The organism is Paracoccus sp. (in: a-proteobacteria), assembly GCF_035556475.1.
Lineage (GTDB): Bacteria > Pseudomonadota > Alphaproteobacteria > Rhodobacterales > Rhodobacteraceae > Paracoccus.
On the sequence record NZ_DATMFA010000112.1, the window covers coordinates 1 to 14,436 of the forward strand.

Sequence of the window (14,436 nt, forward strand, 5' to 3'; positions counted from 1 at the left end):
CCAACATGGTGTTCGAGCATGCAGAGCGGACGGAGTGAGCGAGATGAGCGTCGACCAGACCAGACGAAACCTCCTGAAGGCCCATGCGGCGGCGCTGGCGGCTTCGGCCGCGGGCATTCCCGCATCGGTCCTGGCCCAGCCCGTGCCGGGCGGGGTCGAAGCCTTGCAGATCAAGTGGTCAAAGGCGCCCTGCCGCTTTTGCGGCACCGGCTGCGGCGTCATGGTCGGGGTGAAGGAAGGCAAGGTCGTTGCCACCCATGGTGACATGCAGGCCGAGGTCAATCGCGGCCTGAACTGCGTGAAGGGCTATTTCCTCTCGAAGATCATGTATGGCGCCGACCGCCTGACCACGCCGCTCATGCGCAAGACGAACGGGGTTTTCGACAAGAATGGCGAGTTCGAGCCCGTCACCTGGGACGAGGCCTTCGACACCATGGCCGCCAAGGTCAAGGAGGTGCTGAAGGCCAAGGGCCCGGAAGGCATCGGGATGTTCGGCTCCGGCCAATGGACCGTGCTTGAGGGTTATGCCGCGACCAAGCTGATGCGGGTCGGTTTCCGGTCGAACAACCTCGACCCCAATGCGCGGCATTGCATGGCCTCGGCCGCCTATGCCTTCATGCGCACCTTCGGCATGGACGAGCCGATGGGCTGCTATGACGATTTCGAACATGCGGACGCCTTCGTCCTCTGGGGCTCGAACATGGCCGAGATGCACCCGATCCTGTGGACCCGGCTGGCGGATCGCCGGCTGGGGACGCCGGGGGTGAAATGCGCGGTGCTCTCGACCTTCACCCATCGCTCGATGGATCTTGCCGATATCCCGATCGTGTTCAAGCCGGGCACCGATCTGGCCATCCTCAACTACATCGCCAATTACATCATCCAGAATGGCGCGGTGAACGAGGAATTCGTCGCCAATCACACCAAGTTCGTGAAGGGGCAGACCGATATCGGCTATGGCCTGCGCCCCGACAATCCGCAGGAAATGAAGGCGACCGGCGCGGCCGATGCGGCCAGGATGGACCCCTCGGATTTCGAAGCCTACAAGGCGCTGGTTTCCGAATACACGCTGGAGCATGTCAGCAAGCTCAGCGGGGTCGAGCCGGGCTTTCTTGAGGAACTGGCCAAGCTCTATGCCGACCCGGACAAGAAGGTCATGTCGCTTTGGACCATGGGGTTCAACCAGCATGTGCGGGGGGTCTGGGCGAACCAGCTTCTTTACAACCTGCATCTGCTGACCGGAAAGATTTCCGAGCCGGGAAACTCTCCCTTCTCGCTGACCGGGCAGCCTTCGGCCTGCGGCACCGCGCGCGAGGTCGGCACATTCGCCCACCGCCTGCCCGCCGACATGGCGGTGACAAACCCGGAGCATGTGAAAAAGGCCGAGGAAATCTGGAAGGTTCCGCATGGGCTTTTGAACACCAAGCCCGGCTTCCATGCCGTCCAGCAGGACCGGATGCTGCATGACGGGGTGCTGAATTTCTACTGGATCCAGGTGAACAACAACCTGCAGGCGACCGCGAACAGCTCGGGCGAGGCCTATCCGGGCTATCGCAATCCCGACAACCTGATCGTCGTCTCGGACGCCTATCCGACCGTCACGGCGATGGCGGCCGACATCATCCTGCCCGCGGCGATGTGGGTCGAGAAGGAGGGCGTCTACGGCAATGCCGAGCGTCGGACCCATGCCTGGCACCAGCTTGTCGACGCGCCCGGTGATGCGCGCTCGGACACATGGCAGATGGTCGAGTTCTCGAAGCGTTTCACCACGGATGAGGTCTGGCCCGCCGAGTTGCTGGAGGCGAACCCGGAATACAAGGGCAAGACCATCTACGAGGTGGCCTTCGCCAACGGGCAGGTCGACAAGTTCCCCCTGACCGAGATCCGCGAGGATTACGGCAATCAGGAGGCGCAGGATTTCGGCTTCTACCTCCAGAAGGGCCTGTTCGAGGAATATGCCGCCTTCGGTCGCGGCCATGGGCATGACCTTGCCCCCTATGACACCTATCAGTCCGACGAGGTACGAGGCCTGCGCTGGCCGGTCGTCGACGGCAAGGAGACGCTCTGGCGCTATCGCGAGGGCTATGATCCCTATGTCGAGGCGGGCAGCGGCGTCCAGTTCTATGGCTACCCGGACAAGAAGGCGCTGATCATCGGCGTGCCTTACGAGCCGCCGGCGGAAAGCCCGGATGACGAATATCCGATGTGGCTGGTGACCGGGCGGGTGCTGGAGCATTGGCATTCCGGCTCGATGACCTTGCGCGTCCCCGAGCTTTACCGCGCCTTCCCCGGCGCCAAGGTGTTCATGAACGCCATGGACGCGCGCGAGCGTGGTCTCAATCAGGGAATGGAGGTGCGGGTGATCTCGCGCCGGGGCGAGATCAGGTCGCGGGTCGAGACAAGGGGCCGCAACCGGATGCCCGCGGGCGTGGTTTTCGTCCCGTGGTTCGATGCCAGCCAGCTCATCAACAAGGTGACGCTGGATGCGACCGATCCGATCTCGAAACAGACCGACTTCAAGAAATGCGCCGTCAAGATCGAGGCCGTGTGATGAAACACCTCCGCATCGCCCTTGTATTCGCGTTCTCCTGCGCGGCAACCCTTGCCTTGGGCCAGAGTCCGACGGATTCCCCGCCCGAGCTGACCGGTCCTCCGGGCAATCCGATGGAGCCGATCCCGGCGGCCCCGCTTGAGCGCTATGTGACAGATGACGTCCGACAGATGCGCGCCTATCCCGAACAACCGCCGATCATCCCGCACTCGATCGAGGGCTATCAGCTTTCGGTCAATGCCAACCGCTGCCTCAGTTGCCACAAGCGCGAGAACTCGCTGGGAACCGGCGCGCCGATGATCTCGATCACGCATTACATGACCCGCGATGCGCAAATGCTGGCCGATGTCTCGCCCCGGCGCTATTTCTGCACCGAATGTCACGTGCCGCAGGCGGATACCCAGCCACTGATCGCGAACACCTTTACCGACATGACCAGCATGGGTGCCCAGACCGCAGGGGGGCAATGACATGCGGCGGATCGTCAATGCCATCCTGAGGCCGGTCAAATGGTTCTGGCGGGTGCTGTGGACGCCGGCCGGAACCCTCGGGCTGGGGTTCCTGACGCTCGGCGGCTTTATCGGCGGCGTGCTGTTCTGGGGGGCGTTCAACACCGCGCTCGAACTGACCAACCGCGAGGAATTCTGCATCGGTTGTCACGAGATGCGGGCGAATGTCTATGAAGAACTGTCACATACGGTCCATTTCTCGAATCGTTCCGGTGTCCGTGCCGGCTGCCCGGACTGCCATGTCCCGCATGAATGGACCCGCAAGATCGCCCGCAAGATGCAGGCCTCGAAAGAGGTCTGGGGCAAGATCTTCGGCACCATCAATACGCGCGAGAAGTTTCTGGACCACCGCATCGTCATGGCCAAGCGCGAATGGGCGCGGCTGAAGGCGAATGACAGCCTCGAGTGCCGGAACTGCCACTCGGCGGTGGCGATGGATCTGTCGAAGCAGGCGCCGCGCGCCGCGACGATCCATACGCAATATCTGCTGTCCGGCCAGCGCACCTGCATCGAATGCCACCAGGGCATCGCGCACCAGCTTCCCGACATGACCGGGATCGAGCCGGGCTGGACCGTCCCCGACGAGCTGCGCGATGCGCCGGCACCGTCCCCTGACGGGCGGGTCGAGCTGGAGGGCTATCTGAAAAGGGCCATGCTGGACGGCTGACGGCCAAGCGGCGATCCGCGCCTTGGGCCGCACCGTGCTGGCGTGGCCCGTTTCGACGTGACGCCCCCCTGCATGGGGTGTATGAGGGCCGCGCCCCTATCCTCCGTCCCGACAGGAGAGCCCTTTGAAATTCCGCTTCCCCATTGTCATCATCGACGAGGATTTCCGCTCGGAAAACTCCTCGGGTCTGGGCATCCGGGCCCTTGCCGACGCCATCGAATCCGAGGGCTTCGAGGTTTTGGGCGTGACGAGCTTCGGCGACCTGTCGCAATTCGCCCAGCAGCAGTCGCGCGCGAGCGCATTCGTCCTGTCGATCGACGACGAGGAATTCAGCCCCGGTCCCGATCTTGACCCGGTGGTGACGAACCTGCGCAACTTCATCGAGGAGGTGCGCTGGAAGAATGCAGATGTCCCGATCTATCTGCATGGCGAGACCAAGACCTCGCGCCATTTGCCGAACGACATCCTGCGCGAGTTGCACGGCTTCATCCACATGTTCGAGGACACGCCGGAATTCGTCGCGCGCCACATCATCCGCGAGGCCAAGACCTATCTGGAGGGGATCCAGCCGCCCTTTTTCCGCGCGCTGCTGGATTACGCCGAGGACGGCTCCTATTCTTGGCATTGCCCCGGCCATTCCGGCGGCGTCGCCTTTCTGAAAAGCCCCATCGGGCAGATGTATCACCAGTTCTACGGCGAGAACATGTTGCGGGCCGATGTCTGCAATGCCGTCGAGGAACTGGGCCAGCTTCTGGACCATAACGGCGCCATCGGCGCGTCCGAGCAGAACGCGGCGCGGATCTTCAATGCCGATCACTGCTATTTCGTGACGAATGGCACCTCGACCTCGAACAAGATGGTCTGGCACCACACGGTTGCCCCCGGCGACGTGGTGGTCGTGGACCGCAACTGCCACAAGTCGATCCTGCACAGCATCATCATGACCGGCGCGGTGCCGGTTTTCCTGAAGCCGACCCGCAACCATTACGGCATCATCGGCCCGATCCCGCATAGCGAGTTCGAGATCGAGAGCATCAAGGCCAAGATCCGCGCCAACCCGCTGCTGGCCGGTGTCGATGCCGAGGCCGTCAAGCCGCGCATCCTGACCCTGACCCAGTCGACCTATGACGGCGTGCTCTACAATACCGAAGTGATCAAGAGCATGCTGGACGGCTATGTCGAGAACCTGCATTTCGACGAGGCATGGCTGCCACATGCCGCCTTCCACCCCTTCTACGGCACTTATCACGCCATGGGGCGCAAGCGGCCGCGGACCGAGAAATCGGTGGTCTATGCCACCCAGTCGATCCACAAACTTCTGGCCGGGATCAGTCAGGCGAGCCATGTGCTTGTCCAGGATTCGCAGGAGACGAAGCTGGACCGGCACCTCTTCAACGAAGCCTATCTGATGCACACCTCGACCAGCCCGCAATATTCGATCATCGCCAGCTGCGATGTCGCGGCGGCGATGATGGAGCCTCCGGGCGGCACGGCGCTGGTCGAGGAAAGCATCGCCGAGGCCCTCGATTTCCGCCGCGCCATGCGCAAGGTCGATGAAGAGTTCGGCGAGGACGACTGGTGGTTCCAGGTCTGGGGCCCGGACGAGCTGGAAGAGGAGGGGATCGGCCGCACCAAGGACTGGGTGCTGCGCCGGACCGATGCCGATGGCGTCCAGCGCGACGGCGAGGATGCCTGGCACGGCTTTGGCGACATGGCGCCGGGCTTCAACATGCTCGACCCGATCAAGGCGACGTTGATCACGCCGGGCCTGAACATGGACGGTCGTTTCGAGGAATGGGGCATTCCGGCCTCGATCGTCACGAAATACCTTGCGGAACACGGTGTTGTTGTCGAAAAAACAGGTCTTTACAGCTTCTTTGTCATGTTCACCATCGGCATTACCAAGGGCCGCTGGAATACGCTTCTGACCGCGCTCCAGCAGTTCAAGGACGATTACGCCCGCAACCAACCCATGTGGCGGATCATGCCGGAATTCTGCCAGAAGCAGCCGCGCTACAAGCAGATGGGGCTGCGCGACCTGTGCCAGCACGTCCATGCGCTTTATGCCAAATACGATGTCGCCGTCCTCTCGACCGAGATGTATCTGAGCGACCTGACCCCGGCGATGAAGCCCAGCGACGCCTTCGCCCATATCGCGCGGCGCACGACGGCAAGGGTGCCGATTGACGAGCTGGAGGGTCGGATCACCACAAGCCTCGTCACGCCCTATCCGCCGGGCATCCCGCTTTTGATCCCGGGCGAGGTCTTCAACACCCGGATCGTCGAATATCTGCGCTTCAACCGCGAATTCGCGCGCGAATGCCCGGGATTCGAGACAGACATCCACGGCCTGGTGCAGGAGGAGGATGCCGACGGCACGGTCCATTACTATGCGGATTGCGTGGCTGAATAGGCGACACTCTCGCACTTTCTCCAGCGTTCCTATATAGGCTTCACGCCCGCTCCAACCGATGCCTTCGGGCGGCTGGGGCGGGATGACCTGAATATGGAAGTGGCGGACGGTGTTGATGCGGGCCGAAATTGAAAATTCGAGCGATCTGGAGAGCAGCGCCCGGCTCTCGGTCGCGCCGATGATGGACTGGACTGACCGGAACTGCCGGTTGGTCCATCGCATCCTGTCGCGCCGCGCGCTGCTTTACACGGAGATGGTGACGGCGCAGGCGGTCATTCACGGTGACCGCGCCCGCCTTCTCGATTTCGATGCGGCCGAGCATCCGCTGGCGTTGCAGCTTGGCGGGTCCGAGCCAGCATTGCTGGCCGAGGCGACGCGGATCGCGGCGGATTGGGGCTATGACGAGATCAACCTGAATGTCGGTTGCCCCAGCGACCGCGTGCAATCGGGCTGCTTTGGGGCCGTTTTGATGACCATGCCGCATCTCGTCGCCGATTGCGTCGCGGCGATGATGCGCGCAAGCCCGGTCGAGGTGACGGTGAAATGCCGGATCGGCGTCGATGACCAGATCCCCGAGGAGGTGCTGCCCGCCTTCATCGCGCTGATGCGCGACACCGGCATCCGGCGCATCGCCATCCATGCCCGCAAGGCGTGGCTCCAAGGCCTTTCGCCGCGCGAGAACCGCGAGATCCCGCCCCTCGACTATCCGCTTGTCCATCGCATGAAGGCGGAGTTTCCCGACCTCCACCTTTCGATCAACGGCGGTATCGCCTCGCTTGATGAGGTGCGCGGCCATCTTCGGGTCATGGACGGCGCGATGGTCGGACGCGCGGCCTATCACCAGCCCTGGGACATTCTGGGCCGGGCCGACGAGCTTTGGGGCGAGGCGCCGAATTTCGCCGATCCGCTGGACGCGGCGCGGGCGCTGCGCGAGGTCGTGGACCGGCATCTTTCGCAAGGCGGGCGGCTGCATCAGTTCAGCCGGCACATGCTGGGCCTGTTCCATGGCCGCCCCGGCGCGCGGGGCTGGCGGCGGCTGCTGTCGGAAGGGGCGTCGAAGGCCACGAACCGGGCAGAGGCGCTGGCCGTCTATGACGCGGCGTTGGCCGAAGTCGCGGGCTGAGGCTCAGGCCCGCTCGGCGGCCTTCGCCTCGTTCCAGAGCGCGTCCATTTCGGCAAGGTCGCTCTCCTCCGGGCGGCGGTTTTGGGCGGCGAGCGCCGCCTCCACCGCGCCGAAGCGGCGGGTGAATTTCGCATTGGCCAGCCGCAGCGCCTCCTCGGGGTCGATGTCGAGATGGCGGGCAAGGTTCGCCATGACAAACAGCAGATCGCCGAATTCCTCGGTCAGATGGGCATGGTCACCGCTTTCGCGCGCCTCGACCAGCTCGGCCGATTCCTCCTGCAGCTTGGCCAGCACATCGGCGGGACCGGCCCAGTCAAAGCCGACGCGGGCGGCGCGGTTCTGCAGCTTCAGCGCCCGGGTCAGCGCCGGCAGTCCCAGCGCCACGCCGTCGAGGACGCCCTTTTCCGACTTGGCGGCGCGCTCCTTGGCCTTGATCGCCTCCCAGTCCTTCACCTGCTGCTCGGCCGACTTGTCGCGGGATTCGTCGCCAAAGACATGCGGGTGGCGCGAGATCAGCTTTTCCGAGACCGCGGCCACGACATCCGAGAAATCGAACATCCCGTCCTCCTCGGCCATCCGGGCGTGAAAGACCACCTGCAAAAGCAGGTCGCCCAGCTCGCCCGGCAATTCGTCCCATGCCTCGCGCGCGATGGCGTCGGCGACCTCATGGGCTTCCTCGATGGTGTAGGGGGCGATGGTGGCGAAGGTCTGCTCGACATCCCAGGGGCAGCCTGTCTTGGGGTCGCGCAGCGCCGCCATGATGGCCAGAAGCTCGGCAATCCCGGTCTCGGGAACCTCGGCGATCCGCTCCGCCAATGCGCCCTGTGCAGCATCCTGTGCCATGGAACACCCCTTTTTCGACCCGTTCCGCCATGACCTGCCACAGTCGGGCCGGGCTGTCCACGCAAAGACGGGTTACAATGGGGCGCATCTGGCGCACACGTTATCCGGCAGTTTCTTGCCATCCCGCCGGCACATGGCTACGGTGCGCGCCAATTCCGCCGGGGGACCGCCCGGATAATGTTGAGAGAAGGGACTACCCCATGTTCGCGACCCCCGCCTACGCTCAAGCGGCAGCCGCACCCTCGGGCGCTGCCGGCCTCGCCTCCTTCCTGCCGCTGATCCTGATCTTCGTGATCATGTATTTCCTGATGATCCGCCCGCAGCAGAAGCGCGTGAAAGAGCATCGCGCGATGGTCGAGGCGGTCAAGAAGGGTGACGAGGTCATCACCCAGGGCGGCATTATCGGCAAGGTCACCGCCGTGCGCGAGAACGAACTCGAGGTCGAGATCGCGCCGGGCGTGAAAACCCGCGTCGTGCGTTCCTCGATCACCGGCGTGGTGAACCGCACCGCCCCGGTCGCCGCGAACAGCTGAGGCCACCTGCCCGATGCTTCACATCCCCACTTGGAAACGCGTGCTGATTCTGGGGCTGATCGCCCTGGGTCTGCTCTATGCGATGCCGAACCTGTTCTATGCCAAGGTCGAGCAGCACAATGATGCCATCGCCAACATGGAACGCAGCGGCGTCGAAACGCCCGAGGATCTTGCCGCCCGCGCCGGCTGGCCGAACTGGCTGCCCTCGGGTCTGGTCAATCTCGGCCTCGACCTGCGCGGGGGTGCGCATCTTCTGGGCGAAGTCCATGTCGCCGACGTCTACAAGGCGCGGCTGGACGGCATCTGGCCCGACCTGCGCGACGCCCTGGTCGCGCAGCGCGAAACCGTGGGTGCGGTGCGCCGCATCGCGGGGCCGGGCGACCAGCTGATCGTCGAGATCGGCAATGCCGACCAGATCGCCCGCGCGGTCGAGATCGCGCGCGGCCTCGCCACGCCCGTCAGCTCGATCGCGGGGGCCGGGCAGACCGACCTCGACATCAAGGCCGTGGGCAACCGCCTGACGATCCAGTTCTCTGCCGCCGAGAAATCCGCGACCGATGACCGGACCGTCCAGCAAAGCCTCGAGATCATCCGCCGCCGCATCGACGAAGTCGGCACGCGCGAGCCGACGATCATGCGTCAGGGCTCGGACCGCATCCTGATCCAGGTGCCGGGCATCGGCTCGGCCGAGGAACTGAAGCAGCTGATCGGGACCACGGCGAAACTGACCTTCAACCCGGTCGTCGGCCGCACCACCGACGCGAATGCGCGTGCGGGCGTGGGCCAGGTCGTCCTGCCTTCGATGGACGAGCCGGGCATCTATTATGTCCTTGAGGCCAATCCCGTCGTCACCGGCGAGGATCTGACCGACGCGCGGCCCAGCTTCGACCAGAACGGCCAGCCCTCGGTCGATTTCCGCTTCGGCCCCTCGGGCGCCAAGCGTTTCGGGGCCTATACCTCGTCGAATATCGGGCAACCCTTCGCCATCGTCCTCGACAATCAGGTGATTTCCGCCCCGGTCATCCGGCAGGCGATCACCACCGGCTCGGGCCAGATCTCGGGCTCGATGGATGTCGAAGGCTCGACCCGGCTTGCGGTTCTGCTGCGCGCGGGTGCCCTGCCGGCCGAGATGACCTTCCTCGAGGAACGGACCATCGGCCCGGAACTGGGGCAGGATTCGATCGACGCGGGACGGCTTTCCTCGATCATCGCGACGGCAGCCGTCGTCGCCTACATGGTCGCGAGCTATGGCCTTTTCGGCGTCTTCGCCTCGGTCGCGGTCATCATCAACGTCATCCTGATCCTCTCGGTCATGTCGATGATCGGCGCGACGCTGACGCTGCCCGGCATCGCGGGGATCGTGCTGACGGTCGGAACGGCGGTCGATGCGAACGTCATCATCTATGAGCGCATCCGCGAGGAACTGCGCCGCGGCAAGCGCGTGGTCAAGGCCATCGACGACGGCTTCAGCGAGGCGATGAGCGCGATCATCGACGCCAACGTCACCTCGTTCATCGCGGCCATGGTGATGTTCTTCCTGGGTTCCGGCCCGGTCAAGGGCTTCGCGGTCACGCTGACCATCGGTCTTGTCACCTCGGTCTTCACGGCGATCTACCTGACGCGCCTGATGATCGTGCTGTGGCTTGAATGGCGCAAACCCAAAGAACTGATTCTGTGAGGGGGGCTGGCATATGGCATTCCGTCTGAAACTGGTCCCGGACGAGACCCACTTCAACTTCTTCCGCTGGCAATGGCTGACCTTCGGGATCTCGGCCGTGGCCATGGTCGCTTCGGTCATCGTCGTTCTGGTGATGGGGCTGAACTTCGGCATCGACTTCAAGGGCGGCACCACCATCCGCACCGAGAGCCCGACCGCCTTCGAGGTCGGCGATTACCGGCAATCTCTGAACGACCTGAACCTCGGCGACGTGGCGATCACCGAGGTCTTCGACCCGAGCTTCGGCGCGTCGAAACATGTCGCGATGATCCGCATCGGCACCACGGACGAGACCGGATCGGTCACGCCCGAGCAGTTGAACGAGGTCGAGGCGGCGCTGAAGACCGTCGATCCCGAGATCCGTTTCGCCGCCGTCGAATCGGTCGGACCGAAAGTCTCCGGCGAACTCATCCAAACCGCATTCTATGCGGTTGGTGCGGCTACGCTCGCGATCATGTTCTATATCTGGCTGCGTTTCGAATGGCAGTTCGCGCTGGGGGCGGTGGTCTCGATCCTGCATGACGTGCTGCTGACGGTCGGGATCTTCTCGCTGTTGCAGCTGAAGTTCGACCTGACCACCATCGCGGCGCTGCTGACGACGCTCGGCTATTCGGTCAACGACACGGTGGTCGTCTTTGACCGGCTGCGCGAGAACCTGATCAAGTTCAAGACCATGCCGCTGATCGACGTGATGAACCTGACGGTGAACGAGACGCTGTCGCGCACGGTGATGACCGCCGTGACGACCGCGCTGGCGCTGGGGGCGATGATGATCTTCGGCGGCGACGTGATCCGCGGCTTCGTCTTCGCAATGCTCTGGGGTGTCTTCGTCGGGGCCTATTCGACCGTCTATGTCGCGAAGAACATCGTCCTCTGGCTGGGTGTGAAGCGCGACTGGTCGAAGCCCGACCCGAAAGAGACCAAGGACGAGGTTCCGGCCGCATTCCGGGACGCGCCCTGATGTCCGCGACGATGACGCCCACCGATTTTGAGGGTGCCGTGCCGATCGACGGCTACGGCCCCGGATTCTTCCGCGTGGGCGGCGTCGTTCACCGCGGCGCGGTCATCGTGGCCGGGCAGGGCGCCAGGCCCTGGGGCGGCCTCGATGACATCGCGCCGCTTCTGGAGCTGGCCGCGAGCGTCGATGTGCTGTTCCTCGGGATGGGCAAGGACATTGCCCTTCCCCCACGGGCGCTCAGCGATGCGCTCGAGGCGGCGGGGATCATGGCCGAGCCGATGAGCTCGCCCTCGGCGGCGCGCAGCTATAATGTCACGCTGTCCGAAGGCCGGCGCGTGGCCTGCGCGCTCCTTCCCGTATGAGCCTGCTCTCGGTCCGTGGCCTCGCCATTGCGCGGGGCGGGTTGCGCGTGATCGAGGGGCTGGATTTTTCACTGGAGCCCGGCCGGGTGCTGGTCCTGCGCGGCCCGAATGGCGCGGGCAAGACCACGCTTTTGCGCACGCTTGCCGGACTTCAGCCCGCCATCGCGGGCGAGGTCCGCTGCGAGGCGGAAAGCGTTGCCTATGTCGGGCATTCGGACGGGCTGAAGCCGGCGCTGACCGTGGCCGAGAATCTCGGCTTCTGGTCTGCGGTGTTTGATGGGCCGGAAATCGGCCCGGCGCTTGCCGCGATGAACCTTGCCGAACTGGCCGGGCGGCCCGCGCATCGGCTCTCGGCAGGGCAGAAGCGGCGGCTTGGCCTTGCGCGGCTGATGGTGACGGGCCGCCCGATCTGGCTTTTGGACGAGCCTACGGTGTCGCTCGACACGGCCTCGGTCGCGCTTTTCGCGGCTGTCCTGCGAAACCACCTGAAGGAGGGCGGCGCGGCGCTGGTCGCGACCCATATCGACCTTGGGCTGCCCGAGGCCGCGACCCTCGACCTCGCGGATTTCCGCGCCGGTCCCGGCCACAGTGCCGACCGGCCCGCAGGCTTCAACGAGGCCTTTGCATGAAGGCGCTGCTGTTGCGCGACATCCGGCTGGCGACGCGGGCAGGGGGCGGCTTCGGCCTTGGCCTCGCCTTCTTTCTCATCCTCTGTACGCTGGTTCCCTTCGGCGTCGGGCCGGAGGGCGGCACGCTGGCGCGGATTGCGCCCGGCATCCTCTGGATCGGGGCGCTGCTCTCGTGCCTTCTGTCGCTCGACCGGATCTATGCGCTTGATTTCGAGGATGGCAGCCTTGACCTGCTGGCGACCGCGCCCCTGCCGCTAGAGGGGGTGGTCGCGGTCAAGGCCCTCGCGCATTGGCTGACGACCGGTTTGCCGCTGGTGATCCTCGCGCCGGTCCTGGGCATCCTGCTGCACCTGCCGGGTGGGGCGCAGTTCTGGCTGGTCGTCTCGCTGCTTTTCGGGACACCGGCGCTCTCGATGCTGGGCGCTTTTGGCGCGGCGGTCACGGTCGGGCTGAGGCGCGGGGGGCTGCTCCTCTCGCTGCTGGTCCTGCCGCTTTATGTGCCGACGCTGATCTTTGGCGCCGAGGCCGTCCGGCGCGGTGCGACCGGTGGCGACCCGACGACCCCGCTGGTGTTTCTGGCCGGGATCACCCTTGCCACGCTCGCCCTGATGCCTTTTGCTGCTGCGGCGGCGCTGCGGATCAATCTGCGCTAGGCGCGGCGGGAGGCGGGCGAGGCCCGGAAGGAGAATGAGGGCCATGTCGATCTGGGAATATGCAAATCCCGTCAAGTTCATGCGAAGTTCGGGCGCGATCCTGCCCTGGGTCGTGACGGGGGCGGCGATCTGCACCGTGGCCGGGCTGGTCTGGGGCTTCCTGACGCCCGCCGATTACCGGCAGGGCGCCACGGTCAAGATCGTGTTTCTGCATGTGCCCGCGGCGCTGATGGCGATCAATGCTTGGCTGATGATGCTTGTCGCCTCGCTCATCTGGCTGATCCGCCGCCACCATGTCAGCGCGCTTGCCGCCAAGGCGGCCGCACCCGTCGGCGCGGTGATGACGCTGATCGCGCTGGTGACCGGGGCGATCTGGGGCCAGCCGATGTGGGGGACATGGTGGGAATGGGATCCGCGCCTGACCTCGTTCCTGATCCTTTTCCTGTTCTATCTGGGCTATATCGCGCTCTGGGCGGCGGTCGAGGATCCTGATAGCGCCGCCGATCTGACCGGGGTGCTGTGCCTTGTCGGGTCGGTCTTTGCCCTGCTGTCGCGCTATGCGGTGAATTTCTGGAACCAGGGTTTGCATCAGGGCGCCTCGCTCTCGGTCGCGCCGGGAGAGCGGATGTCGGCGGTCTATCGCTATCCGCTCTATCTCTCGATGCTGGGCTTCTTCCTGCTTTTCCTCGCCCTGCTGCTGATCCGCACCCGGACCGAGATCCGCCGCCGCCGTCTGGCCGCCCTGCTGGCAAGGGAGAACCGCGCATGATCGAACTGGGCAAATATGCGGGCACGGTCCTTGCGGCCTATGGAATAAGCATCGGGCTGCTGCTGGCAGTCGTGGTGCAGACGCTGGTCGCCAATGGAAGGGCGCGGCGCGAACTCGAGGAGCATGAGCGGAATGGCTAGGATTTCACCGCTGGTCATGGTGCCGCCACTGGTCTTTGCCGGGCTTGCGGGCATGTTCCTGTGGGGCATGACGCGCGACAATCCCGATGAGCTGCCCTCGGCCCTGATCGGGCGCGAGGCGCCTTCGGTCGGGGCCACCACCTTGCCGGGCGAGACGCAATTGACCGACGAGATGCTGCGGCAGCCGGGGATAAAACTGGTGAACTTCTGGGCAAGCTGGTGCCCGCCCTGCCGGGCCGAGCATCCGACCCTGACCGCGCTGTCCGAGGAATTGCCGGTCTATGGCATCGACCTGAAGGACCCGGAGGGAAGCGCCACGGGCTTCCTGGCCGAGCATGGCAATCCCTTTGCCGCGCTTGCGACCGATCCGCGCGGACGCGTGGCCATCGACTGGGGCGTGACCGCCCCGCCCGAGACCTTCATCATCGACGCAGAGGGGCGGATCCTCTATCGCCATGCCGGGCCGCTGGTGCGCGAGGATTACACGAACCGCTTCCTGCCCCAGTTGGAGAAGGCGCGCGCGGCCGAGTAGCCCGGCGGGAGCCGCGGGTTACGCCGTTGGCGGGGTA

General features: G+C 64.9%; 15 protein-coding genes. 14 read left to right on the top strand and 1 reads right to left on the bottom strand.

The genetic code is table 11. From position 1 onward, the window contains the following. The first annotated feature begins 43 nt into the window (after positions 1 to 43). The 5 genes from napA (at position 44) to dusA (ending at position 7,263) form a co-directional block, all read left to right on the top strand. Positions 44 to 2,551 carry a periplasmic nitrate reductase subunit alpha gene (napA, locus tag VNQ78_RS16265; RefSeq protein ID WP_325691667.1) on the top strand — a complete coding sequence of 836 codons (2,508 nt, stop codon included), beginning with the start codon at positions 44 to 46 and terminating at the stop codon, positions 2,549 to 2,551. Beyond that, positions 2,551 to 3,021 (top strand): nitrate reductase cytochrome c-type subunit, encoded by a 471-nt coding sequence (locus tag VNQ78_RS16270; protein WP_325691669.1) that lies wholly within the window; start codon positions 2,551 to 2,553, stop codon positions 3,019 to 3,021. Before napA ends, VNQ78_RS16270 begins: the two co-directional genes overlap by 1 nt. A gap of 1 nt (position 3,022) precedes the next feature. Next, positions 3,023 to 3,727: a NapC/NirT family cytochrome c gene (locus tag VNQ78_RS16275; protein ID WP_325691671.1), complete on the top strand. Its 705-nt coding sequence runs from the start codon at positions 3,023 to 3,025 to the stop codon at positions 3,725 to 3,727. Between the two features lie 124 nt (positions 3,728 to 3,851). Beyond that, on the top strand, positions 3,852 to 6,140 hold the full coding sequence (locus tag VNQ78_RS16280; protein WP_325691673.1) for an arginine/lysine/ornithine decarboxylase: 2,289 nt from the start codon (positions 3,852 to 3,854) through the stop codon (positions 6,138 to 6,140). Positions 6,141 to 6,255: 115 nt separating this feature from the next. Then, complete coding sequence (gene dusA / locus VNQ78_RS16285) at positions 6,256 to 7,263, top strand: tRNA dihydrouridine(20/20a) synthase DusA (RefSeq protein WP_325691675.1); 1,008 nt, start codon at positions 6,256 to 6,258, stop codon at positions 7,261 to 7,263. A gap of 3 nt (positions 7,264 to 7,266) precedes the next feature. Here the strand turns inward: dusA and mazG are convergent, their stop codons facing one another. Continuing rightward, the gene (gene mazG, locus VNQ78_RS16290) at positions 7,267 to 8,106 is read right to left on the bottom strand and encodes a nucleoside triphosphate pyrophosphohydrolase (RefSeq protein WP_325691677.1); all 840 of its coding nucleotides are present in this window, start codon (positions 8,104 to 8,106) and stop codon (positions 7,267 to 7,269) included. A 200-nt stretch (positions 8,107 to 8,306) separates the two neighbouring features. Between mazG and yajC the strand changes: the two genes are divergently transcribed. Genes yajC through VNQ78_RS16335 form a run of 9 tightly spaced genes read left to right on the top strand, consistent with a single transcriptional unit; the run spans position 8,307 to position 14,399 of the window. Next, positions 8,307 to 8,639: a preprotein translocase subunit YajC gene (gene yajC, locus VNQ78_RS16295; RefSeq protein WP_325691679.1), complete on the top strand. Its 333-nt coding sequence runs from the start codon at positions 8,307 to 8,309 to the stop codon at positions 8,637 to 8,639. 13 nt (positions 8,640 to 8,652) lie between these two features. Beyond that, positions 8,653 to 10,317, top strand: coding sequence for a protein translocase subunit SecD (gene secD / locus VNQ78_RS16300; protein ID WP_325691681.1), 1,665 nt, complete (start codon positions 8,653 to 8,655; stop codon positions 10,315 to 10,317). Positions 10,318 to 10,330: 13 nt separating this feature from the next. Next, entirely contained in the window at positions 10,331 to 11,317 is a 987-nt protein-coding gene (secF, locus tag VNQ78_RS16305; protein ID WP_325691683.1) for a protein translocase subunit SecF, read from the top strand. Beyond that, a complete protein-coding gene (locus VNQ78_RS16310) occupies positions 11,317 to 11,676 on the top strand; it encodes an Mth938-like domain-containing protein (RefSeq protein WP_325691685.1) in 360 nt (119 codons plus the stop codon). Before secF ends, VNQ78_RS16310 begins: the two co-directional genes overlap by 1 nt. Further along, positions 11,673 to 12,305: a heme ABC exporter ATP-binding protein CcmA gene (gene ccmA, locus VNQ78_RS16315; RefSeq protein WP_325691687.1), complete on the top strand. Its 633-nt coding sequence runs from the start codon at positions 11,673 to 11,675 to the stop codon at positions 12,303 to 12,305. The genes VNQ78_RS16310 and ccmA overlap by 4 nt, the downstream gene beginning before the upstream one ends. Beyond that, positions 12,302 to 12,958 carry a heme exporter protein CcmB gene (gene ccmB, locus VNQ78_RS16320; RefSeq protein ID WP_325691689.1) on the top strand — a complete coding sequence of 219 codons (657 nt, stop codon included), beginning with the start codon at positions 12,302 to 12,304 and terminating at the stop codon, positions 12,956 to 12,958. Before ccmA ends, ccmB begins: the two co-directional genes overlap by 4 nt. Positions 12,959 to 13,001: 43 nt before the next feature. Next, positions 13,002 to 13,727, top strand: coding sequence for a heme ABC transporter permease (locus VNQ78_RS16325; RefSeq protein ID WP_325691691.1), 726 nt, complete (start codon positions 13,002 to 13,004; stop codon positions 13,725 to 13,727). Continuing rightward, positions 13,724 to 13,867: a heme exporter protein CcmD gene (ccmD, locus tag VNQ78_RS16330; RefSeq protein ID WP_325691693.1), complete on the top strand. Its 144-nt coding sequence runs from the start codon at positions 13,724 to 13,726 to the stop codon at positions 13,865 to 13,867. Before VNQ78_RS16325 ends, ccmD begins: the two co-directional genes overlap by 4 nt. After that, positions 13,860 to 14,399 (top strand): DsbE family thiol:disulfide interchange protein, encoded by a 540-nt coding sequence (locus tag VNQ78_RS16335; RefSeq protein ID WP_325691695.1) that lies wholly within the window; start codon positions 13,860 to 13,862, stop codon positions 14,397 to 14,399. The genes ccmD and VNQ78_RS16335 overlap by 8 nt, the downstream gene beginning before the upstream one ends. The last annotated feature ends 37 nt before the right edge of the window (positions 14,400 to 14,436 follow it).

Bases quoted from the DNA above. Each gene is read 5' to 3' on its own strand.
- VNQ78_RS16270 (WP_325691669.1), top strand. From the start codon at position 2,551: ATGAAACACCTCCGCATCGCCCTTGTATTCGCGTTCTCCTGCGCGGCA.
- ccmB (WP_325691689.1), top strand. From the start codon at position 12,302: ATGAAGGCGCTGCTGTTGCGCGACATCCGGCTGGCGACGCGGGCAGGG.
- yajC (WP_325691679.1), top strand. From the start codon at position 8,307: ATGTTCGCGACCCCCGCCTACGCTCAAGCGGCAGCCGCACCCTCGGGC.
- VNQ78_RS16335 (WP_325691695.1), top strand. From the start codon at position 13,860: ATGGCTAGGATTTCACCGCTGGTCATGGTGCCGCCACTGGTCTTTGCC.
- napA (WP_325691667.1), top strand. From the start codon at position 44: ATGAGCGTCGACCAGACCAGACGAAACCTCCTGAAGGCCCATGCGGCG.
- mazG (WP_325691677.1), bottom strand. From the start codon at position 8,106: ATGGCACAGGATGCTGCACAGGGCGCATTGGCGGAGCGGATCGCCGAG.
- ccmD (WP_325691693.1), top strand. From the start codon at position 13,724: ATGATCGAACTGGGCAAATATGCGGGCACGGTCCTTGCGGCCTATGGA.
- VNQ78_RS16325 (WP_325691691.1), top strand. From the start codon at position 13,002: ATGTCGATCTGGGAATATGCAAATCCCGTCAAGTTCATGCGAAGTTCG.
- secD (WP_325691681.1), top strand. From the start codon at position 8,653: ATGCTTCACATCCCCACTTGGAAACGCGTGCTGATTCTGGGGCTGATC.
- VNQ78_RS16275 (WP_325691671.1), top strand. From the start codon at position 3,023: ATGCGGCGGATCGTCAATGCCATCCTGAGGCCGGTCAAATGGTTCTGG.
- VNQ78_RS16310 (WP_325691685.1), top strand. From the start codon at position 11,317: ATGTCCGCGACGATGACGCCCACCGATTTTGAGGGTGCCGTGCCGATC.
- secF (WP_325691683.1), top strand. From the start codon at position 10,331: ATGGCATTCCGTCTGAAACTGGTCCCGGACGAGACCCACTTCAACTTC.
- ccmA (WP_325691687.1), top strand. From the start codon at position 11,673: ATGAGCCTGCTCTCGGTCCGTGGCCTCGCCATTGCGCGGGGCGGGTTG.
- dusA (WP_325691675.1), top strand. From the start codon at position 6,256: ATGCGGGCCGAAATTGAAAATTCGAGCGATCTGGAGAGCAGCGCCCGG.